Origin of the sequence: Nostocoides sp. (assembly GCF_035343835.1) — a bacterium.
Taxonomy (GTDB): Bacteria; Actinomycetota; Actinomycetes; order Actinomycetales; family Dermatophilaceae; genus Nostocoides_A; species Nostocoides_A vanveenii.
Window position 1 is genome coordinate 1 of record NZ_DAOQZV010000027.1, and the last position, 21204, is coordinate 21204.

At 69.6% G+C, this 21204-nt stretch carries 17 protein-coding genes; 8 read left to right on the forward strand and 9 right to left on the reverse strand.

The window, feature by feature from the left end; all coding sequences use genetic code 11:
* Both PKH97_RS03590 and PKH97_RS03595 read left to right on the forward strand, forming a co-directional pair.
* The coding region (locus tag PKH97_RS03590) for a zinc-dependent metalloprotease (protein WP_324386033.1) at window positions 1–267 on the forward strand (267 nt) is incomplete at its 5' end.
* Window positions 264–851, forward strand: a complete 588-nt coding sequence (locus PKH97_RS03595) for an NUDIX hydrolase (RefSeq protein ID WP_324386034.1) — start codon at window positions 264–266, stop codon at window positions 849–851. The genes PKH97_RS03590 and PKH97_RS03595, both read left to right, overlap by 4 nt.
* A 180-nt stretch (window positions 852–1031) precedes the next feature.
* Here PKH97_RS03595 and PKH97_RS03600 read toward each other — a convergent pair whose 3' ends face one another.
* Window positions 1032–1568: a M48 family metallopeptidase gene (locus PKH97_RS03600; RefSeq protein ID WP_324386035.1), complete on the reverse strand. Its 537-nt coding sequence runs from the start codon at window positions 1566–1568 to the stop codon at window positions 1032–1034.
* Window positions 1569–1736: 168 nt separating this feature from the next.
* Here PKH97_RS03600 and PKH97_RS03605 point away from each other — a divergent pair, with 168 nt between their 5' ends.
* From PKH97_RS03605 to PKH97_RS03620, 4 genes are all read left to right on the forward strand, one after another.
* Window positions 1737–1898, forward strand: coding sequence for a DUF5679 domain-containing protein (locus tag PKH97_RS03605; RefSeq protein ID WP_324386036.1), 162 nt, complete (start codon window positions 1737–1739; stop codon window positions 1896–1898).
* Between the two features lie 117 nt (window positions 1899–2015).
* Window positions 2016–2879 carry a hypothetical protein gene (locus PKH97_RS03610; protein WP_324386037.1) on the forward strand — a complete coding sequence of 288 codons (864 nt, stop codon included), beginning with the start codon at window positions 2016–2018 and terminating at the stop codon, window positions 2877–2879.
* Window positions 2880–2900: 21 nt separating this feature from the next.
* On the forward strand, window positions 2901–4235 hold the full coding sequence (locus PKH97_RS03615; protein WP_324386038.1) for an AarF/ABC1/UbiB kinase family protein: 1335 nt from the start codon (window positions 2901–2903) through the stop codon (window positions 4233–4235).
* 93 nt (window positions 4236–4328) lie between these two features.
* On the forward strand, window positions 4329–4898 hold the full coding sequence (locus PKH97_RS03620) for an HhH-GPD-type base excision DNA repair protein (RefSeq protein ID WP_324386039.1): 570 nt from the start codon (window positions 4329–4331) through the stop codon (window positions 4896–4898).
* Between the two features lie 252 nt (window positions 4899–5150).
* On the opposite strand, the gene ilvC is transcribed toward PKH97_RS03620, so the two are convergent.
* From ilvC to PKH97_RS03650, 6 genes are all read right to left on the reverse strand, one after another.
* On the reverse strand, window positions 5151–6182 hold the full coding sequence (gene ilvC / locus PKH97_RS03625; protein WP_324386040.1) for a ketol-acid reductoisomerase: 1032 nt from the start codon (window positions 6180–6182) through the stop codon (window positions 5151–5153).
* Between the two features lie 130 nt (window positions 6183–6312).
* Window positions 6313–6825 (reverse strand): acetolactate synthase small subunit, encoded by a 513-nt coding sequence (gene ilvN / locus PKH97_RS03630; protein WP_324386041.1) that lies wholly within the window; start codon window positions 6823–6825, stop codon window positions 6313–6315.
* A 30-nt stretch (window positions 6826–6855) separates the two neighbouring features.
* A complete protein-coding gene (locus PKH97_RS03635) occupies window positions 6856–8751 on the reverse strand; it encodes an acetolactate synthase large subunit (RefSeq protein WP_324386042.1) in 1896 nt (631 codons plus the stop codon).
* Between the two features lie 243 nt (window positions 8752–8994).
* Window positions 8995–10839, reverse strand: coding sequence for a dihydroxy-acid dehydratase (gene ilvD, locus PKH97_RS03640; protein WP_324386043.1), 1845 nt, complete (start codon window positions 10837–10839; stop codon window positions 8995–8997).
* A 178-nt stretch (window positions 10840–11017) separates the two neighbouring features.
* Window positions 11018–13930, reverse strand: a complete 2913-nt coding sequence (locus PKH97_RS03645) for a S8 family peptidase (RefSeq protein ID WP_324386044.1) — start codon at window positions 13928–13930, stop codon at window positions 11018–11020.
* 209 nt (window positions 13931–14139) lie between these two features.
* The gene (locus PKH97_RS03650; RefSeq protein ID WP_324386045.1) at window positions 14140–14664 is read right to left on the reverse strand and encodes a histidine phosphatase family protein; all 525 of its coding nucleotides are present in this window, start codon (window positions 14662–14664) and stop codon (window positions 14140–14142) included.
* A 164-nt stretch (window positions 14665–14828) separates the two neighbouring features.
* On the opposite strand from PKH97_RS03650, the gene PKH97_RS03655 reads away from it, so the two are divergent.
* Together PKH97_RS03655 and PKH97_RS03660 are read left to right on the forward strand one after the other, a co-directional pair.
* Window positions 14829–15557 (forward strand): DUF937 domain-containing protein, encoded by a 729-nt coding sequence (locus PKH97_RS03655; protein WP_324386046.1) that lies wholly within the window; start codon window positions 14829–14831, stop codon window positions 15555–15557.
* Window positions 15558–15711: 154 nt separating this feature from the next.
* The gene (locus tag PKH97_RS03660) at window positions 15712–18213 is read left to right on the forward strand and encodes a hypothetical protein (protein WP_324386047.1); all 2502 of its coding nucleotides are present in this window, start codon (window positions 15712–15714) and stop codon (window positions 18211–18213) included.
* Between the two features lie 23 nt (window positions 18214–18236).
* Here the strand turns inward: PKH97_RS03660 and gatB are convergent, their stop codons facing one another.
* Together gatB and gatA are read right to left on the reverse strand one after the other, a co-directional pair.
* A complete protein-coding gene (gene gatB / locus PKH97_RS03665) occupies window positions 18237–19760 on the reverse strand; it encodes an Asp-tRNA(Asn)/Glu-tRNA(Gln) amidotransferase subunit GatB (protein WP_324386048.1) in 1524 nt (507 codons plus the stop codon).
* Window positions 19761–19763: 3 nt separating this feature from the next.
* Window positions 19764–21204: Asp-tRNA(Asn)/Glu-tRNA(Gln) amidotransferase subunit GatA (gene gatA, locus PKH97_RS03670; RefSeq protein WP_324386049.1), on the reverse strand; the 1441-nt coding region annotated here is incomplete at its 5' end.

Below are 21204 nucleotides of genomic sequence, written 5' to 3' on the forward strand. Positions count from 1 at the left end.
GGCGGGCCGGCCGAGAAGACCTTTGCCAGCCTGGTCGGCCTGCAGCTGCGGCCGCGCCGGCTGCGGGACGCGGCAAATCTCTTCGCCGCCCTCGAAGCGGCCGGTGGCGTGGCCATGCGCGACGGTGCCTGGGCGCACCCCGATCTCGCGCCCAGCGGGGCCGACCTGGACGACGTGCTCGGCTATGTCGAACGCCGGCAGACGGCGTCCGGAGGCGATGACGTCGACGCCGCCTTGGAAGCCCTGCTCAGGGGGGAGACGACGTGAGCGGTACCCCTCCGCCCGCCCTGCGTCACCTCTACGACGATGTGCTCGCCGTACTGCTGCGGTGGTCCGCCCCGAACCAGACCCAGGAGCAGTTGCGCCGCAGCTTCATGGCGACCCTGGCCCAGGACCCGAGCGCGGTCGCCAAGAGCGGACCGCCGGCCCACATCACCGCTTCGTGCCTGGTGCTCAGCGCCGACGGCAGCCGGGTCTTGCTCCATCTGCACGGCAAGGCGGGCATTTGGCTGCAGTTCGGCGGACACCTGGAGACCACGGACGCCAGCGTCTGGGACGCGGCCCGCCGCGAAGCCACCGAGGAGTCTGGCCTCTCCGGCCTCGACCCGTGGCCCGACCCGATCGACCTGGACCGGCACGCCTTGGGCAATCGCTTCGGCACGTGCAGCGAGCATCTGGACGTCCGCTTCCTCGCCGTTGTGCCGGCGGGATCGGCGCCCCTGGCCAGCGACGAGTCCACCGACATCGGCTGGTTCCCGGTCGATGCGCTCCCGCCGAATGTGGCGCCGGACGTCCCTCGGCTGATTGCCGTATGCCGTGACCACCTCGCCGCGGCGGCCCGCCGCGGCTGAGGGGGGAACGGCATACGCCTCGCTGCGATGTGGTGACTTCGCCCGACGCCGCGGGGCGGTGCGGGGCGAGGGCGGGAACGGCATACGCCTGGCTGCGGCTGATCCGCAAACGGCCACGGCGCGCTCGGCGTCGGCCCGTTCGCCTGACGCACGGCGGAAGACGAACCCGAGGTCGCACGGTCATTCGTTCACGACGTCATCGGCCTCCTCCCCCGGCTGCCAGCCGGCGCCGCGGCTGAGTCCGTCGAGGTAGCCGCGGGCATAGTCCATCCGGGGGTAGTGCCCCACCAAGGCCCAGAAGCGCGGACCGTGATTGGCCTCCAGCAGATGGGTGAGTTCGTGGACGACGACATAGTCGATCACCTCGGCCGGCATCCCCTCTAGTCGGGACGAGACCCGGATGGTGCCAGTGGTCGGTGTGCACGAGCCCCACCGGTGTTCTTGATTGTCGACCCAACGAACGCTGGTCGGCTGCGCCCGTCCGCCCAAGAACTGCTCGGACAGCCTCCGAGCCCGGTCCAGGAGAGCCTCGTCTGACCGGGCGGGCGCTCGGCCGGCCTTTTCCACCTTGGCCACCATCCGCGTGACCCATTCCTTCTCCTGCGCGCTGGATAGCCCGGCCGGCAGCAGCACGACGATCCGGTCGCCTTCTCGACGTGCCGACACGGTGCGGCGGCGGCGGGCGCTGCGGCGGATCTCGACGGGTGTCTGACTCATAGCGGCACTGTAAAGGCGGGGTCCGACAACGTCCGTCGATCCAGAAACCAGGCAGCGGCGCGCTCGTTCCTGGCACTCGCATGCGGGATCTGTGTTCTAAGGTGGAGCGATCCGCCTGGCGACCGAGCCCCGCGGAGCAAGCCATGATCCACCTAAGGAGTTACCCTCATGTCAGACGAGACTTACAAGGGCGAGTTCTACTGCGTCAAGTGCAAGGCCAAGCGTGAGGCCGAGGGCAAGATCGTCATCTCGGAGAACGGGCGCCGCATGGCCAAGGGCAAGTGCCCGGAGTGCGGGACCAATCTCAACCGCATCCTCGCGAAGGCCTGACCGCCCAAAACCTCGGAGGGGCGTTGTCCACATGCTGTGGACAACGCCCCTTCTGTTGTGTGCGGGGTCTGCGAGAGTTGGCGAAGCGATGACTCACCCCGACCGGAAGGCGGCGGCATGCAGGCCTGGCCCCGACTCGTGTCGTCCTTGCCGCCGCTGACGCGGCTGGACGGAAGCATCCAGTTCGGACTGGATCCAAGCACCGGCATCCGGCTCACCGGCCTGACCGAGACTGAGGTCAGCTGGATCCGCGAGCTCGACGGCGGGCACGATCCCCTGCGGGAGGGGCGCCGCCTCGGCTTGCAGGAATCCCGGCTGACGGCGATTCTGCGAGCGCTGCACGATCACGACCTGCTCGCCGAGGCCGCCGGCGTGGGCGCGCGCAGCCACGATCACCGGGCCGAAGGTCGCCCCGAGCGCCGTGCCGCAGCGCGGGTCTGGGTGCAGGGACGTGGCCTGACCAGCGCCCGTCTTGCCGATCTGCTGCGGGCCGACGGCGTGGGCAAGGTGGAGCGTTTTGCCCAACCCGACGACACCCGCGGGCAGCGGCGCAACCCGTCGCTGGCCTTCCTGGTGTCCGAGACTCCTGTCAGCGGCGCTCAGGCGCGTGCGTGGCTCGGGCGGCGCATCCCCCATCTGCCCGTGGTCGTCACCGCTCGTTCGGCCACGGTCGGCCCGTTGATCCTGGCTGACGGCAGTCCCTGCCTGCGGTGCGTCGAACTCGGGCGCACGGCGCGCGATCCCTCCTGGCGAACGCTGGCCGCTCAGTCCGAGATCCACGCTGCAGGCGAGATTTCCGCGGCCGACGACGGCCTCGGGGCGATCGCCGCGGGCCTCGCCGCCACCATCGCGCGCGCCTTTCTTGACGGCCGGCCGCCCGCTCGCGGTGTGGCGATCGATATCGGCTCGCCGTGGCCGAGCACGCGCCAGCACCGGTGGTCCGCGCACCCGGATTGCGCGGCGTGCTGCGCCAAAGCGTGAGCGCACCTGCACAATGAACACGTGAGTGAACTTCCGCGGCGCACCGCGCAACGCACGGCCAAGCTCGCCTCGCTCCCACTGGGGATGGCCGGGCGGGGCGCCATCGGCCTCGGCAAGCGCGTCGGCGGGCGGCCGGCGGAAGCCGTCGCCGCCGAGTTCCAGGCCCGGACGGCCGAGCAGCTCTTCACCGTGCTCGGTGAGCTCAAGGGCGGCGCGATGAAGGTCGGTCAGGCTCTCTCGGTCATGGAAGCCGCCATGCCCGAGGAATGGGCCGCCCCCTATCGCGCCACCTTGACCAAGCTGCAGGAGGCCGCTCCCCCGCTCCCGCCGGATCGGGTGCACGCCGTGTTGGCCGCCGAACTCGGATCGCGCTGGCGGACAGCGAATTTCCGCGAATTCGACGACATCCCCTCGGCGGCCGCCTCGATCGGGCAGGTGCACAAGGCCGTCGCCTTGGATGGTCGCGAGGTGGCCGTCAAGATCCAATATCCCGGGGCGCGCGAGGCCCTGCTCAGCGATCTGGCGCAGCTGTCGAGGGTCGCCCGGCTCGCCGCGGGGTGGATCCCCGGGCTCGACATCAAGCCGATCATGGCCGAGTTGCGCTCGCGGATGAGCGAGGAACTCGACTATCACCTCGAAGCCGAGCACCAGCGCGCCTTCGCGGCAGCCTTTCGCGACGACCCGGATTTCGCCATCCCCGACGTGGTCCTCGACACTCCGGCGGTGCTCGTGGGCGAGTGGCTGCACGGTGTGCCGCTCTCGCGCATCATCGCCGAAGGCGACCAGCAGACCAGAGACGCCGCCGCGCAGCTCTATCTGGAGTTCTTGCTGGTGGGGCCCGGGCGCGCAGGTCAGTTGCACGCCGACCCGCACCCGGGAAACTTCCGGATCACACCGGACGGCCGGCTCGGGATCCTGGACTTCGGCGCGGTCAACCGGCTGCCCGGCGGCCTGCCGACGTCCATCGGCCGGCTGCTCACCCTGGGGCTCGCGGGCGACGCCGAGGGGCTGGTCGACGGCCTGCGCGCCGAAGGTTTCATCAAGCCGACGATCGCGGTTGACCCGCAATCGGTGCTCTCCTACCTGGGCATGTTCATCGAACCGCTGACGTATGACCGCTTCACGTTCGACCGCGCGTGGCTGCGCTCGGTGACGCTGCGGATGAACGACGTGCGCCGGCCCGAGTGGGCGGTCGGTATGAAGCTCAACTTGCCACCCGAGTACCTCCTGATCCACCGCGTCTGGCTCGGCGGCATCGGGGTGCTGTGTCAGATCGGCGGCACTGTCTCTCCCCGAGCCGCACTCGCCGCCTATCTGCCCGGCTTCGACCTCGCCGCGCTCCCGCCCGGGCGGTAGAGCGCCCCCAACTCCGCCCGGCCGACTCATGGCGCGTTGAACTGCTCAGCCGCGGGCGAATCGAATGCGTCCGGCGTGGGTAGCCTTGCCGGCATGCCCGAGATCAGGATCGCCCAGGATTCGCACGCCGACCAGGTGCTCAGCACCGATGCCTTCGGCCTCCTGGTGGGGATGCTCCTGGATCAGCAGTTCCCGATGGAGCGGGCATTCGCCGGACCGGCTAAGATTCTCGACCGCTTCGGCACCCTGGATCCGGCGGCGATCGCTGCGGCCGAGCCGGAAGCCTTCGCCGATCTGTGCGCGACGCCGCCCGCGATCCACCGCTACGGCCGCTCGATGGCCGGCCGGGTGCAGGCGCTCGCGCAAGTGGTCGTCACGGCATACGACGGCGATGCGGCCCGCATCTGGACCACGAGCAACGACACGCGTGACCTGCTGGCGCGCCTGAAGGCGCTGCCCGGCTTCGGGGAGCAGAAGGCGAAGATTTTCGCTGCCCTCCTCGGCAAACAACTCGGCGTCCAACCGCCTGGCTGGCGCGAGGCCATCGGCCCGTATGCCGAGCCCGGCAGCTTCCGCTCCGTCGCCGACGTCGTCGACGAAGAATCCCTGCTCAAGGTCCGCGAGTTCAAGCAGGCCGCCAAGGCAGCGGCGAAGAACACCTAGCCGGGCCAGCCGGCTCGCCGGTAGGGGGCGAGGGCCGGTCGGGCGAGCCTCGCAGCGGGAGTCGTCGGGGGTGGCGCACACTGGATGGTCTGGCGGGAGCCTGACCGAGCGCCAGCGAGGGAGGGCGGATGGAAGGTGTGCGCCATCCCCGACTACGGTCGCGACCCGTGCCGCACTTCCGAGTTACCCCCACGACCAGCACAAGCGACGCCCGCCACCCCGAGGAGTGACGGGCGTCGAACACAACGGCGGTCAGCGCGCGGCCGACCCCTCGACGTAGTCGGTGTCGCGCGAGGTGTCGACCCAGGCCATCAGCTTGCGCAACTCCCGACCAGTCGCTTCGATCGGGTGGGCGGCGCCCTTGGCGCGCAACTCCTTGAACTCCGGCGCACCGGCGTCCTGATCGGCGATGAACCGGGCCGCAAAGGAGCCGTTCTTGATGTCGGCGAGAACGGCCTGCATGTTCGTCTTGACCGAGGGGTCGATGACCCGCGGGCCGGAGACGTAGTCGCCGTACTCCGCCGTGTCGGAGACCGACCAGCGTTGCTTGGCGATGCCGCCCTCGATCATCAGGTCGACTATCAGCTTCAGCTCGTGCAGGCACTCGAAGTAGGCCACCTCGGGCTGGTAGCCGGCCTCGACGAGCGTCTCGAACCCGTACATCACCAGCTGCGATGCGCCGCCGCAGAGCACGGCCTGCTCGCCGAAGAGGTCGGTCTCGCACTCCTCGGTGAACGTCGTCTTGATGCCGCCGGCGCGTAGGCCGCCGATCGCCTTGGCGTAGGACGTGGCGAGCTCCCACGCCGCGCCCGACGCGTCCTGCTCGACCGCGACGAGGACGGGCACGCCACGGCCGTCGACGAATTCGCGGCGCACCAGGTGGCCGGGCCCCTTGGGCGCGACCATGACGACGTCGGCGCCGGCTTCGGGCGTGATGTAGCCGAAGCGGATGTTGAAGCCGTGGCCGAAAAGCAGGGCGGCACCTTCGCGCAGGTTGGGCTGGATCTGCTCGGCGTAGACGGTGCGCTGGACCTGGTCCGGGGTCAAGATGACGACCAGGTCGGCTTCCTTGACGGCGTCGGCGACCGAGAGCACGCGCAGCCCCTCATCTTCCGCCTTGGCCCGCGACGTGCTGCCCTCGGCGAGCCCGACGCGGACGTCAACGCCGCTGTCGCGCAGATTCAGCGCGTGCGCGTGGCCCTGGCTGCCGTAGCCGATGACAGCCACCTTGCGGCCCTGGATCACCGACAGGTCGGCGTCGTCGTCGTAGAACATTTCGGCCATGAGGGCCACTCCTTGATTTCGTGTGGTTCCGAGGTTTACGAACAGCGTATGACGCACGCTCGCGACCCGCGGCGGCCGTCTCGCCGCCGCGGGTCGCCAGAGGTGTCCAGTGGTGAAGCGTGGGCCGGAGTCAGGCCGAGCGCAGGGCGCGGTCGGTGATCGAGCGGGTGCCCCGGCCGATCGCGACGATGCCGGACTGGACGAGTTCCTTGACGCCGTAGGGCTCCAGGAGCGCGAGCAGGTCGTGGATCTTGTCGGCATTGCCGGTCACTTCGATCGACAACGCGTCGGGGGTGACATCGACGACGCGCCCGCGGAAGAGCTGGACGATCTCGATGACCTGGCTGCGGGTCGATGAGTCGGCGCGGATCTTGGCCAGGACGATCTGGCGCTGCACCGAGGACTCGCGGTCGAGTTCGACGACCTTGAGCACTTCGACCAGCTTGTTCAGTTGCTTGGTGACCTGCTCCAGCGGCAGGGCGTCGACGTCGACGACGACGGTGATGCGCGAGATCTCCGGGTGCTCGGTCGGTCCGACCGCGAGGGAGTCGATGTTGAAACCGCGCCGCGAGAAGAGCGCGGAGATGCGGGCGAGCACGCCGGGCTTGTCCTCGACGAGCACCGACAGGGTGTGCTTGGTCATGTCTTCTTCGATTCTCTTGGCTCTGCGTGATCAGCCGCGGGTGGTGCCGCTCGGGATGCCGTCGTGGTCGGCGTCGAGACCGCGCTCCTCGGCGTCGGACTCTTCGCGATCCCATTGCGGCGCAGTGTCTTTGGCGATCTGGATGAGGTCATTGCTGACGCCGGCGGCCACCATCGGCCACACCATGGCGTCGCGTTCGACAACGAAGTCGATGACCACCGGGACGTCGTTGACCTCCATGGCCTTGGTGATCACCGCATCCACATCCTCGGGGGATTCGCAGCGTAGGCCGACGCAGCCATACGCCTCGGCGAGCTTGACGAAGTCCGGCACGCGCATGCCGACGGATGTGTGCAGGTCGGTGTTGGAGTAGCGCTGGCCGTAGAAGAGCGACTGCCACTGGCGCACCATGCCGAGGCTGGAGTTGTTGATGATCGCGACCTTGATCGGGATCTTGTTGATCACGCAGGTGGCAAGTTCTTGGTTGGTCATCTGGAAGCAGCCGTCGCCGTCGATGGCCCACACGACCCGGTCCGGCGCGGCAACCTGCGCCCCCATCGCCGCCGGCACCGAATAGCCCATCGTCCCTAGGCCGCCGGAGTTGGCGAACGAGTCCGGGCGCTCGTAGCGGACGAACTGGGCCGCCCACATTTGGTGCTGGCCCACGCCCGGCACATAGATCGCCTCGGGACCGGCGATCGCGCCGAGCCGCTCGATGACGTATTGCGGCATCAGCGCATCGGAGCGCGGCGCGTTGTAGCCGACAGGGAAGGTGCGCTTCCAGCCCAGGGCCCGCTCGCGCCATGGCCCGTATGCCGCGGGGTCCACCGGGTGCGGGCCGGTCACCGCCTCGAGCAACTCGGCGATCGTCGCCTTGCAGTCCCCCACGATGGGCACGTCGGCCACGCGGTTCTTGCTGATCTCGGCGGGATCGATGTCCGCGTGGATGACTTTGGCTTCTGGCGCAAAGGATTTCAGGTCACCGGTGACGCGGTCGTCGAAGCGGGCGCCGAGGGTGATCAGCAGGTCGGCCTTCTGCAGGGCGGTCACGGCGGCGACCGAGCCGTGCATACCGGGCATACCGAGGTGCAACTCGTGGCTGTCGGGGAAGGCGCCGCGGGCCATCAAGGTGGTGACCACGGGGATCCCGGTCGCCGCGACGAAGGCGGCGAGTTCCTCGGTCGCGCGGGCACGGATCACGCCGCCGCCGACATACAGCACCGGGCGCTTCGCGGCCGCGATCAGCTTCGCCGCCTCACGGATCTGCTTGGCGTGTGGCTTGAGAACCGGGTGATAACCAGGCAACGCGATCTTCGGTGGCCACGCGAAGGTGGTTTTTCCCTGGAGAGCGTCCTTGGATATGTCGACGAGGACCGGGCCGGGACGTCCGGTGGCGGCGATGTGGAAGGCCTCCGCGATGACCTGCGGGATCTCGTCGGGGTTGGTCACGAGGTAGTTGTGCTTCGTGATCGGCATGGTGATGCCGCGGATATCGGCCTCCTGGAAGGCATCCGTGCCAATGGAGCGCGAGGAGACCTGACCGGTGATGGCCACGATCGGCACCGAATCCATATAGGCATCGGCGATCGGCGTCACGAGGTTGGTGGCCCCAGGGCCGCTCGTGGCCATGCACACACCGACCCGGCCGGTGGCGACGGCATACCCCTCTGCCGCATGTCCCGCGCCCTGCTCGTGGCGGACCAGGATGTGCCGGACCTTGGTGGAGTCCAGCAGAGGGTCGTATGCCGGCAGGATCGCCCCGCCGGGAATCCCGAAGACCGTGTCGGCGCCGACCGCTTCGAGGGAGAAGACGAGGGACTGCGCGCCCGTGCACTCGACGGGCTGGGCCTTCGGCGTGGCCTTGTGGGCCATCGTTGCCGGACTCGGGGCCGCGGGTCGCGCGGTCGAGCTATCTGTGGTTGTCATCTCGATCTTCCACTCTCGTTTCGGTTTTCGGTTGTGGCCGCCCAACAAAAAACCCCTCGGTCCGGTGGCGGACGTCGGGGTAGCGCGCTAGCTGCAGGAGCTATGCGCGCTTATCGAGTACGAGGAGGAAAGCCACGTCTGTCACTGTGCCTCTTCCCGTATGCCGCGTCAACGGCTCCCCGAAGCCGTCTCACCTAACGGACGCGTGATCTCATCCACACCGCCTCGGGCGGGTGGCCCGGCTCACGGAACGAGCCGGACCGCACCGTCGGCAGCGGAGGTCGCCATCGAGGCATACGCCCGCAGCGCGGCGCTCACCGGGCGGTCACGATTGACCGGGGTGTACGGGCGCTCGCGCGCCACCTGCTTCGCAAGGCGTTCTGCCAGAACGTCATCCGGGACATCGAGGCTGATAGACCGCCCCGGGATGTCGATGGAGATCTGGTCCCCGTCCTCGACGAGCGCGATCAGCCCGCCACTGGCCGCCTCCGGTGAGATATGTCCGATCGAGAGTCCGGAGGTGCCGCCGGAGAAGCGCCCGTCGGTGATGAGCGCGCAGGCCTGGCCGAGGCCGCGGCCCTTGAGAAAGGACGTCGGGTAGAGCATCTCCTGCATCCCAGGCCCGCCCTTGGGCCCTTCGTAGCGGATCACCACGACATCCCCGGCCTGCACCCGCTTGTTGAGGATGCCCTCGACGGCGTCGTCCTGGGACTCGAAGACGACCGCGGTGCCGGTGAAGCGCCATACGGCCTCGGGAACGCCCGCCGTCTTGACGACGCACCCGTCGGGGGCGACATTGCCGGTGAGCACCGCGAGGCCACCGTCCACGGTGTAGGCGTTGGCGCGGTCGCGGATGCACCCGCCGGCCGCGTCGGTGTCGAGACTCGCCCACCGGTTGGTGGTGGAGAAGGCCTCTGTGGTGCGAACGCCGCCGGGTGCCGCGTGGAAGAGTTCGAGCGCCTGATCCGACGCGCTACCACTGCGAATATCCCACTCCCCCAACCACTTATCGAGCGTCGGGCTGTGCACGGCGTGGACCTCGCGCTTGAGCAGACCAGCCCGGTCGAGCTCGCCGAGGATGGCCGGAATGCCCCCCGCACGGTGCACATCCTCCATGTGGTACTTCGGGCTGTTGGGGGCGACCTTGGCCAGGCAGGGCACCCGCCGGCTGATCGCGTCGATGTCGGCCATGTGGAACTCGAGGTCGGCCTCGCGCGCCGCGGCCAGCAGATGCAGGACCGTGTTGGTCGACCCACCCATGGCGACGTCGAGGGCAAAGGCATTGGTGAAGGCGTCATGGCTCGCGACATTGCGCGGCAGCACCGACTCGTCATCGCCGTCGTAGTAGCGCCGGCACAGGTCGACAACGAGCGAGCCCGCGCGCAAGAAGAGGTCCTTGCGCGCCGCGTGCGTCGCGAGGGTGGAGCCGTTGCCGGGCAGCGAGAGCCCGATCGCCTCGGTGAGGCAATTCATCGAGTTGGCCGTGAACATCCCGGAGCAGGAGCCACAGGTCGGGCAGGCGGAGCGTTCGATGGCGCCGAGCTGGTCGTCGGTGACCGCGTCATTGGAACTGGCGATCATGGCGTCGATCAGGTCGAGCTTCTCGTGGACGATGCCCTCGATGGCGACCGTCTTGCCGGCCTCCATCGGGCCACCGGAGACGAAGACGGTCGGGATGTTCAGGCGCAAAGCGGCCAGCAGCATCCCCGGCGTGATCTTGTCGCAGTTGGAGATGCAGACCAGGGCGTCCGCGCAGTGCGCGTTGACCATGTACTCGACGGCGTCGGCGATCAGCTCGCGCGAGGGCAGCGAATAGAGCATGCCCGCGTGGCCCATGGCGATGCCGTCGTCGACGGCGATGGTGTTGAACTCACGGCCTACCCCGCCGGCGTCGGCGACCGCGCCGGCGACGAGCTGGCCCATGTCCTTCAGGTGCACGTGTCCGGGCACGAACTGGGTGAAACTGTTGGCGATCGCCACGATCGGCTTGCCGAAATCGTCATCGGTCATCCCGGTCGCACGCCACAGGGCGCGAGCGCCCGCCATCGTGCGGCCGTGGGTGGATGTGCGGGAGCGAAGCTGCGGCATACCGGCCATTCTCGCATCGCCGTATGCCGGGTGGCCCGCGCGTCCGGCCGCCGGAAGCGCGCGTCTCCAACCCGTGACCGGCCCGACTCAGCACAGGTTAGGCGTCCTCCAGCAGGGTCTACCGTGCTGGAGAACGCCTAACTGCTGCTAGCCGGTGTTAGGGACTGGGGTCGGGCACTTAGGGCAGGACGGACACTAGGGTCCGGCCCACCGTCGCACTCCCGTCGGACCACGTGACGGTGCCGAGGTGGCGCACGCCGGGGGTCAGGCCCGTCCAGTTGAGCGTGACCAGCGCGGGCACACCGGTGGTGACGGATTGCGTCGCGGGCGTCGCCGTGAGATTCCCGGTGGCGCTCGAGCCGACCGCGAAGCTGTTCAGCTTGATGTCAATGGTGTCGCTCGCACCGGCGAAGTAGTCCAGCGTGACGACATACGTCCCGCCGAGGTCGGCGCCGGTGAGGGTGACCGATTCCTCGGACGACCCGCCACCGGACGAGCCGACCAGCACACCGCCCTTGGTGACGCTGATGTCAAGGTCGGTTCCGGCCGGGTAGTCGGCGTCATAGGTCGCGAAACGGAGCACCTTCGTGCCCGCCGGGACCACGACGGACGCCGTGGTGTTCGTCGGCTTCGGCGTCGTCACGGTTGCGACCTGGGCCGGCACCAGGCCCGCGACCGCTGCCGTCAGCGTGCCCGTATACCCCGGCGTGACCGTGACGGCGGAAGTGCCCGAGGCACCCGCAACCGCGATCTCGGACGGGGCAGCCGCAGCGACCGGGTTGAGGGCGATCGAACTGCGCACCGAGTGCCCGCGCTTGTCGGTCCAGGTCAACGACCCGAATGCCCAAGTACCGAGCGGCGCCGTCGTCCGGGTGATCGTGACCTTGAAAGTGCGCGACTGCAGCGGCGGAATCGTGAGCTTGTCGACATTGACCGACCCGGTGAAGCCGGCCGGCAGCACCAGCGTGGGCTTGTACTGCGAGGCCTGGTCGACCGAGGTGTTGGTGACCGTTCGCGAGATGGTCTGGCTTCCGGCCAGCCCGGCGATGGCGATGCTCGGGTAGTTCAGGTCGCTCGGGTCCATCCCGCCATACTTCTGGCAGAACGCGGGCGATGTTGTCACCTGCTGGAACTGACCGATGCCGCAGCCATACCGGAACCAGTCGACGGCCGAGTTGGAGTAGACGAGGCCGGGGTCGAAGGACTTCGGTGGGACGACGTGCCCATTGCCATAGTCGAGCGGAGTCGCATCGTGACCGGTGCGCTGGATCGGCAGCCCGCGGTTGTCGAGAGTCGTGGCCGTCGTCATCAGTGCCGACTTGATCCACATCGGCGACCACTGCGGGTGCGCCTGCTTCAGGAGGGCGGCCAGGCCGGCGACGTGCGGCGCCGACATGGAGGTTCCCGAGAGCGAGTTGAAGTCGTTGTGCCCAGCATCACCGGCCGGCGAGACAGCGGCGATGACATCGACACCAGGCGCGGTCACGTCCGGCTTGAGCAGGTCACCGCCACCGGCGAGCGCAGGCCCGTATGACGAGAAGCCCGCCATCTCCGGCGCGCGGGCCGGCGCGGGGTCGCGTGGCCCGATCGTGGCGGTCGCTGCAGCGCCCGCCGAAGCGGCATACGCGCGGATCTCGGCACCGTTCACCGCGTTGACGTGACTGGTCGGGACCGCGTGGAAGTCAGCGTTGAGCGACTGCGCGGCCGAGGTGTTCGCGAGGACCATGCCCACACCCCCGGCCTCCTTGACCGCCGCACTCTTGTCCACCCGCGCGGTCGTGCCGCGGAGGCAGATAACGATCTTGCCGGCGATCTTGGCCGGGTCCAGGACGGCGACCCCGCCATTGTTGGCCGCCGAGTAGCACAGGGCCACCTTGGTCGGGTCGGCGCCGGGCAGGCCGACGGTCGAGGAGTCGACGAGCGGCGCCGGGCCAACTCCGGTCGGGCTGACGCCCACGCCGGCATACGTTTGGCCGTTGCCGAGGGTGACGGTGTTGGAGACGCCACGGTCGTGCGTGCTCGCGGCGACCGTCATCGTCCAGGGCGCGTTGTGCGCGACGCTGGAGACACCGATGGTGTCTCCGCTGTTGCCCGCGCTCGCCGAGACGAATACGCCGGCGTCCGCGGCACCGAGGAAGGCAATCTCATCAGCCCCGACGACAGATTGCGACGACCCCGAGACCGAGTAGTTGATGACGTCCACACCGTCGGCGACGGCGTCGTTGATCGCCGTGACGATCGACTCGGTGGTGCCGCTTGCGCGGCCGTCGGGGGTGGCCCACAAGACCTTGTAGGCCGCCAGGCGCGCGGCCGGCGCCATGCCGGAGATCGAGCCGACGGAGCCGCCGTTGATCGTGGCCGGCACCCCATTGTTGCCGCCGGCGGTGCTAGCGGTGTGGGTCCCGTGTCCGTTGTAGTCGCGCGGCGAGAGGAACTCGAAGCTCTCGACCTTGTTGCCCTCGGTGTAGTAGCGCGCACCGATCAGCTTGTTGTTGCAGGTGACCGGGCTGGTTTCGCCGGCGTCGCAGACGCCGTGCCACTTGGCGTCGATGACGGCCTGGTCCGGCCGCGGCGACGGCAACGCCGCGAAGGACGCGCTGTCGGACCAGATGCCGGAGTCGAGAACGCCGATGATGACGCCCTCGCCCGCCTTGCTCGCGCCGCCGAACTGTGTCGCCCAGGCCCCCGTGGATCCCGTCAGGCCGAGGAAGTCGGGTGTCGTGGTGGTCTCGGCGTAGCGGACCTCGTCCTTCCATACGTGCGCGACACCCGGGGCCTTGGCGATGCGCGCTGCTTCGGCGTCGGTAAGGCTGGCGCTGAAGCCATTGAAGGCGACGGTGTAGTCGACACGCTTGGCCCCATCCGCGCCGATGGAGCGCAGGGCGGCATCGTGGCCGGCGATCAGGTGACGCGCATACGCTCGGGCATTGGCCGAACGGACATCGACCTTGGCGCGCCCGTTCGGCTTGGTGCGCGAATAGCCCGGATCGCTCCCGTCATAGCTGGCGAGCGGGGCGGGTGCGGTCATGACCAGATAGACGCTCTTTGCGGCGGCCGTTGCGGCTTGCGAGGCGGTGGTTGTCGCAGCCATGGCCAGGGGCAAGACGCTGAGCGCCGCCACCGCTGTCCAGGCTCGACGGTGAGCCGAAATCTTCACGCGGGTTGTTCCTTCCGAATCCAACGACGCGCAAAACAGCGCGCCGCGGCTGACGGTAGTGCGCGGACGCGGACAGCGCTACAGCAGCGTGCCTGCGCTCCTGGCTGCGAGAGCGGCTATCGGGTGGCCGGTGTGCGCGTGCCCTACCCCCGGGGGGCGGCGAAGTCGCTCAGGCGCGCCGCGCCGGGCGTCAGGTCGGACCAGGCACCGGCATACGTCAAGACGGCCACGCCGCCGGTCGGGAAGCCCGCGCCAAGCGCCTCGTGCGCCTTGCGCGACCCGTCGCCGTCGGCCAGCAAGCTCGCCAGTGCCGGTATGCCCGGGGCGTGCCCGATGACCAGCACGACGTTCGCGTCGTGGTCGGCCTCGCGGATGACGTCGAGGAGGGAGGTCGGGTCGGCGTTGTAGAGGCGGGTGTCAAAGCGGACATCGGCCTCGGGGCAGCCGCCCGCCCACACGCCCGCGGCCGTCTGGCGGGTGCGCTCCGCCGTCGAACACAGGACCTCGTCGATGCCGATCGAGTGCTGCCGAAGCCACGCCCCGACCGCCTCGGCGTCCCGCTTGCCCTGATGGGACAGATCGCGCTCGTGATCGCCCTCGGGATCGTGCGGCGCCGCCGCCGCATGCCGCATGAGGATGAGGATCCGGTCCATGGCCGCGGTGGTCATGGACCTAGCATGCTCCTTCGCAGGCCGCCCCGACCGGTGACCGGTCGCACAGAGGGAATACGCATGCCGTAGTTGGTACGTTCTATGCACTGGTGATCGCCGGGCATCGGAGCCCGTCGACCCCGCGCCGCTCCCGGTGCAGACGAGAACGAGGTAGTCCCCCTATGTCCAACGCCGTTGACGACATCCTGAACAGCCTGGACCTGAACCAGTTGGCCGACATGGTGGGCGCCGACCCCGGCGACGTCGAGCAGGCGGCCGCCGCTGCGCTGCCGGCCCTCTTCGGTGGTCTCTCGGCCAATGCGCAGGACCCGAGCGGCGCCTCATCGCTGCTCGAGGCCCTCGGTCAGCACGACGGATCGCTACTCGATGGCGGGGTCGATGTCTCGCAGATCGATGTGAACGACGGCCAGGCGATCGCCGGGCACATCTTCGGCGACAACACCGACGCCGTCTACAGCCAGCTCGGTCAGTATGGCGCGGCCGGCGGCCTCGGCAGCAGCCTCTTCCGCCGCCTTCTGCCGATCCTGGCACCGATCGTCTTGTCCTATGTGATGAAGCAGATGACCCAGCGCACCGGCGGCGGTGCCTCTTCCGGCTCCGGCGGTGGCGGCGGTCTCGGCGACATCCTGGGCTCGATTCTCGGCGGTGGCTCGGCCCAGCAGGCGCCCCAGGATTCGCAGCTCGACCCCGGTGCCCTGCCCCAGCAGACCAACACCACGCAGGCACCCTCCTCGACCGGGTCCGCCGGCAGCCTCGACGACATCCTCAAGGATGTCCTCGGCGGCGCGGCCTCCAGCACGAGCACCCGCACGCGCACCCAGGAGCAGCAGCCGTCGGGCGGGTCGATCATCGACATCCTCGGTTCAATCCTCGGCGGCGGTCGCCGCTGACCTCTCGGCTCACCGCCGACTGCATCGCGGCCGGCCACCCCCTTTCGGGCGGTGGCCGGCCGCCGTCGTTGCACGGGATTCGCCAATGCGCCACGCCGTCTACTTGCCTGGCGGTAGCGTGCGGGCCATCGGCCCAGCCAGCGCAGGAGTTCTGTTGTCGCACGCACCCCTGTCCCCGCCTGCACGTGGCGTCCGCGCGCGCTGGCAGCGCCGCGCGACGGTGGGCGTAACGGCTCTGACCCTTGCCGTATGCAGTTCGGTCGGCTCCCCCTCGTCCGCCGACTCCGCGGGCCTGACGATTGCGCCTTCAGCGGTCGTCGGTGGTGGCTTCGTCAATGTCGTCGCCTATGCCCCTGACGGCTCGGGCGCACTGGCGGGGACCGATGTCGCAGGGACCGCCTGGTCGAGTGCCGGCGCTGGCCGGGTGGGCGATCGGTGGGTGATGTCCGGCGGCGACCTGGCCGCCGGATCGCGTGGCGCCGCCCTGCCGCGCCGCTTGGGCGTGGCTGCCATCGCCTGGCGAACCCCCGATCAGGTGTATGCCGTGACCGGCAAGGGTCCGGCCGACGCGCGACTGGTGGTCTCCGACGACCGGGGCGGGCACTGGCATACGGTCCCGACGCCGGCTTTCGGGGCGAGCGCGGGCGATCAGGTCGCCACCGGCGCGAACACCCACCCGCGCACCACTGGCCGGCTGGTTGCTGTCTCGCCCGATTCGACGTCGGTCTATGTCGGGACCTACACCGGCATTCTGCGCCACCGTCCCGACCACGCGACCACGACCCAGGTGCTGCGCTTCGCGTCGGTCGGAGCAGGCAATGGTCAGGCCACATCGATGGCGTCGGTGGGGACGGGTCTGGCTGAGCGCGTCTATGCGCTGGTGCGTGATCCGGACGGGTCGGGCACCGATACGACGACCTCGACCGGCACGGATAACTGGCTGCTGGAGTTCGCGCCGGCGACGCCGAATCGCGTGACTCGCCTGCGGCCCGGCTGTCTGAGTGGGCAGGCCACGGCCCGGCCCGACGAACTCGTGGCGGTGAGCGAACGTGGCCTGCCCGCGCTCTACGTCAGCTGGGGCAGCCGGGGGTTGTTCCGCTATGGACGCGACAGCCGGAATCAGTTGGGCTGGAAGCTGATCGCCAAGGCCGCGCGCACACCGAGCACGTGCGGCAGCGCGCCCGCACTCAGCGTCAGTGGCGCCAAGATCACGGCCTGGCCCGCGCTCGATGCGATCCCTGGGCCCGGCGACGGGACGACGATCGTGATCGCCGGCATTTCGAAGGGGTGCGGCACCGCAGCGATTGCCCCCTGCCAGGCCATCGCCCGCGTGACCGTGCCGCGCACCGGCGCGGCGCTCGTGACGCCGTTGCTGACGAGCGACGCCCAACTGTCGACGGTGCTGCCGGACGGGCGCCCGTGGTGGGTCGTCGCGCGGTCCGACGCCGACCCGTCGGCACCCGCGTGGGTCAAGCTGCGGGCGGCCGAGCCGGGCTACTCGGAGTGGGTGCCTGGCAGCCTCGCGATTGCCCCGGGCAGCACGCCCGATGCACTGACGATGCTGATGGCCGGACGCGCCGGGGTCTGGCGGGGCAGCACGGATCCGGGCGGCACGGCGACGTGGCAACCGGTGAGCGCCGGGTTGACCTCGACCTTCCCGGTGGCGGCTGCCGTGCGGGATGCCGAGCGGATCGTCGCCCTCGACCTCGACCGGCAGGTGCTGGTCTCGTCGGACGGGCTCGCCGAGCAGGCGCCCCACAACCACCGCCCCGCGACCTTCAGCGGGCAGGCGCAGGGTCCCACTGCCGTCGCTGTCGCTCCGGACGGACGGATCGTCGTCGGCTATGGCACGGGCGAGGTCTGGACCAATCCCGACGCCTGGTCCGAATCCGCGTCGGCAAACTGCTGGCGCAGCCTGGGCCGCCCGGCAGCTGGCGTCATCTCGGATCTCGCGGCGACCGATGACGCCGTCGTGGCGGCCGTCCCCGGGGTCGGGCTCTTGCGCCTGGACGCTCCGGTCGGCTGCGAAGCGGATACGGCGACGTGGAGCCTGGTTGCGAGCGAGGTGGTCGGCGCGCCCGGCACCAGCCCGATCGATCTGAGCGCCGGCCCAGGTGCCCTCTTCGCGTTCACCCAGGGCGAGGGACTGCATCGGTCCGTCGACGGGGGGCGGACCTTCAGCCGGGTCTGGGCGCCGCCGGAGGGGACGCCGGTGGCGAAATTCTTCGGCGAGGTCGCTCTCGACCCGGCCCGGGACCGCGTGTATGTCGCCGACGCGACGGGCGTGACCCGGATCGACCAAGCGTCGACGTGTCAGACCTGCCTCGGCATCGCGCTGACCGTTGCCGGCGCGCCGGGCTTCGACCCCGCTCAGGTTGCACCGGCACTCGCCGTCGACGATGCCGGACGGGTCGTCGTGGCGACCGTCGCGGCCGATGCGCTGGACGCGCCCCAGTCGTTCGTGCGGCTCTACCGCACGAACGACTCTGAGGCGACCGACCTGGCGGACGTGACTCCGTCGGCATACGCCGACTATGCGGCGACAACGCGCGGTCTGGTCCCGATCCCGGGCACCGGGCGGATGCTGCTCGTCAGTGGCGGACAGGGACTGTCCGTCCTGACTGACCTCGGCACGGTTGGGACTCGGTCAGGCTGAGCTCCCCCACCAAAGAGCCGGACTCAGGTGAGCTTGGCCAGGATGAGCGCACGCGCGGCAGCCGCGTCACCTTGGCCTTTGAGCTCCTTCATCACCTGGCCGATGAGCGCGCCGGCGGCCTGAACCTTGCCGTCGCGAACCTTTTGGGCCACATCGGGATTGGCCGCGATCACCGCGTCGACGGCGGCTTCCAGCGCGCCGGAGTCCTGCACCAACTCCAGGCCGAGCGCATCGGCGACCGCCGCCGGCCTGCCCTCGCCGGCGAGCACGCCATCCCAGACCTGACGGGCCATCGCGTCGTTGAGGCGGCCGCCGGAGACCAGGCTCTCCAACTCGGCGACGTGGGCCGGCCCGACACCCAGGGACTCGGCATAGGTCACGACATCGCTGCCTTCGGCGTTGGCGCGGCGCGCGATCTCGCCGGACCACCACTTGCGGGCTCCGGACGCGCTGGCCCCCGCGGCGACGGTCTCAACGATCAGATCCACCAGGCCGGCATTGACGACATCGCGCATCTCTAGGTCCGAGTAGCCCCACTCCCCCTGCAGCCGCTTGCGGCGCTGCCCCGGCGGCTCGGGCAGGGCCGCGCGAAGCTCCTCGACCCATTCCCGGCTCGGGGCGATCGGCACCAGGTCGGGCTCGGGGAAATAGCGGTAGTCCTCGGCGTCCGACTTCTCGCGGCCGGAGGTCGTGATGCCGGTGTCCTCATGCCAGTGCCGCGTCTCCTGCACCACGCGGCCGCCGCTGGAAAGGATCGCCGCGTGGCGCGTCATCTCATAGCGCACCGCACGCTCGACCGAGCGCAGCGAGTTGACATTCTTGGTCTCCGAGCGGGTGCCGAAAGCGTCGGATCCCTTGGGGGACAAGGACAAATTCACGTCACAGCGCATCGAGCCCTGCTCCATGCGGACGTCCGACACACCGAGCGCCTTGAGCAGGTCGCGCAGCGTTGCGACATACGCCCTGGCGATCTCCGGCGCCCGCTCCCCGGCTCCGACCATCGGCTTCGTGACGATCTCGATGAGCGGGATGCCGGCGCGGTTGTAGTCGACGAGCGAGTGCGTCGCCCCGTGGATGCGACCCGTCGCGCCGCCTACGTGTGTCGACTTGCCGGTGTCCTCCTCCATGTGCGCGCGCTCGATCTCGACGCGATAGACGGTGCCGTCGTCGAGTTCGACGTCGAGGTGTCCCCCGAAGCAGATCGGCTCGTCATACTGACTGGTCTGGAAGTTCTTCGGCATGTCCGGATAGAAGTAGTTCTTCCGGGCGAAGCGGCACCACGTCGCGATCTCGCAATTGAGCGCCAGACCGATCCGGATCGCCGACTCCACGCCGATCTCGTTGACCACCGGCAACGCACCGGGCAGCCCGAGACAGACCGGGCAAACCTGGGTGTTCGGCTCCGCGCCAAAGGTCGTCGTGCATCCGCAGAACATCTTGGTCGTGGTGCCGAGTTCGACGTGCACCTCCAGCCCCATCACCGGGTCGTATGCCGCATTGGTCGCCGCCCAGGTCAGCACCGGTTCGGCCGTGGTCCCCTGCGCCATGACTCAGGCCTCCTTCGTCGATATGGCCTGCAGCGCAGGCGCTTTGGCGAGCAGTGGGCCGCCCCACGCGGCCGTGAGCCGGGCTTCGAGGGCGGCGCCAACGGCATACAGGCGTTCGTCGCGCGTGGCTGGCGCGAGGATCTGGAAGCCCGCCGGGAGGCCGTCCTCGTCGGCCAGGCCGCTGGGCAGCGAGAGGCCGGGAACACCCGCGAGATTCGCCGGGATTGTCGCGATGTCCTGCATGTACATCGACAGCGGATCGGCGAGCTTGGCACCGAGGGGGAAGGCCGTCGTCGGCGAGGTCGGCGAGACCAGCACATCGGCCCGTTCGAAGGCGGCGGCGAAGTCATCCGCGATCAGCCGGCGCACCTTCTGGGCCGATCCGTAGTAGGCGTCGTAGTAGCCGCTGGAGAGGGCGTAGGTCCCCAGGATGATCCGTCGCTTCACCTCGTCGCCGAAGCCGGCGTCGCGGGTCGCGGCCATCACCTGCTCGGCGGAGGGGTCGTCGATCCCCTCTGGCAGGACGCGCAGGCCATAGCGCATGGCGTCGAACTTGGCCAGATTGCTCGAGACCTCCGACGGCATGACGAGGTAGTAGGCGGCGAGCGCGTGGGTGAAGCTCGGGCAGGACACCTCGACCACTTCGGCGCCGGCGTCGATGAGGTGCTGGACCGCCTCGTCGAAGCGGCGCTGGACGCCCGGCTGGTAGCCCTCGCCGGTCAATTCGCGCACGATACCGATCCGCATTCCGCTCACGTCGGCGCGGCGAGCCGCCTCAACGACGGGCGGGACGGGGGCGTCGATGGAGGTGGAGTCCATCGGGTCGTGGCCGGCGATGACCTCGTGCAGCAGCGCCGCGTCGAGCACCGTGCGGGTGCACGGGCCGGCCTGATCGAGCGAGGAGGCCATGGCGATCAGGCCGTAGCGGCTGACGCCGCCATAGGTCGGTTTGGTGCCCACGGTGCCCGTGACAGACGCGGGCTGACGGATGGAGCCGCCGGTGTCGGTGCCGATAGCCAGCGGCGCCTGGAAGGAGGCGACCGCGGCGGCCGAGCCGCCGCCGGAGCCCCCGGGAATGCGATCGAGATCCCAGGGGTTGTGCGTCGGTCCGTAGGCCGAGTGCTCGGTCGAGGAGCCCATCGCGAACTCGTCCATATTGGTCTTGCCGAGGATCGGCATACCGGCAGCGCGCAGCCGGGTGACGATGGTCGCGTCATACGGCGGGACCCAGCCCTGCAGAATCCGGGAGCCGGCAGTCGTGGGCAGGCCCCGCGTGACGACGACATCCTTCACGGCGACCGGCACACCGGCGAGCGCGTGCAACGGCTCCCCCGCTGCGCGGCGGCGGTCGACCTCGGCGAGGAACGCCGGCACCTCCCGCCAGTTGCCCGTCATCACGCAGAAGTTGAGGGTCAGCTCCCGGTCGTTCCGCTCGGCCGCCTCC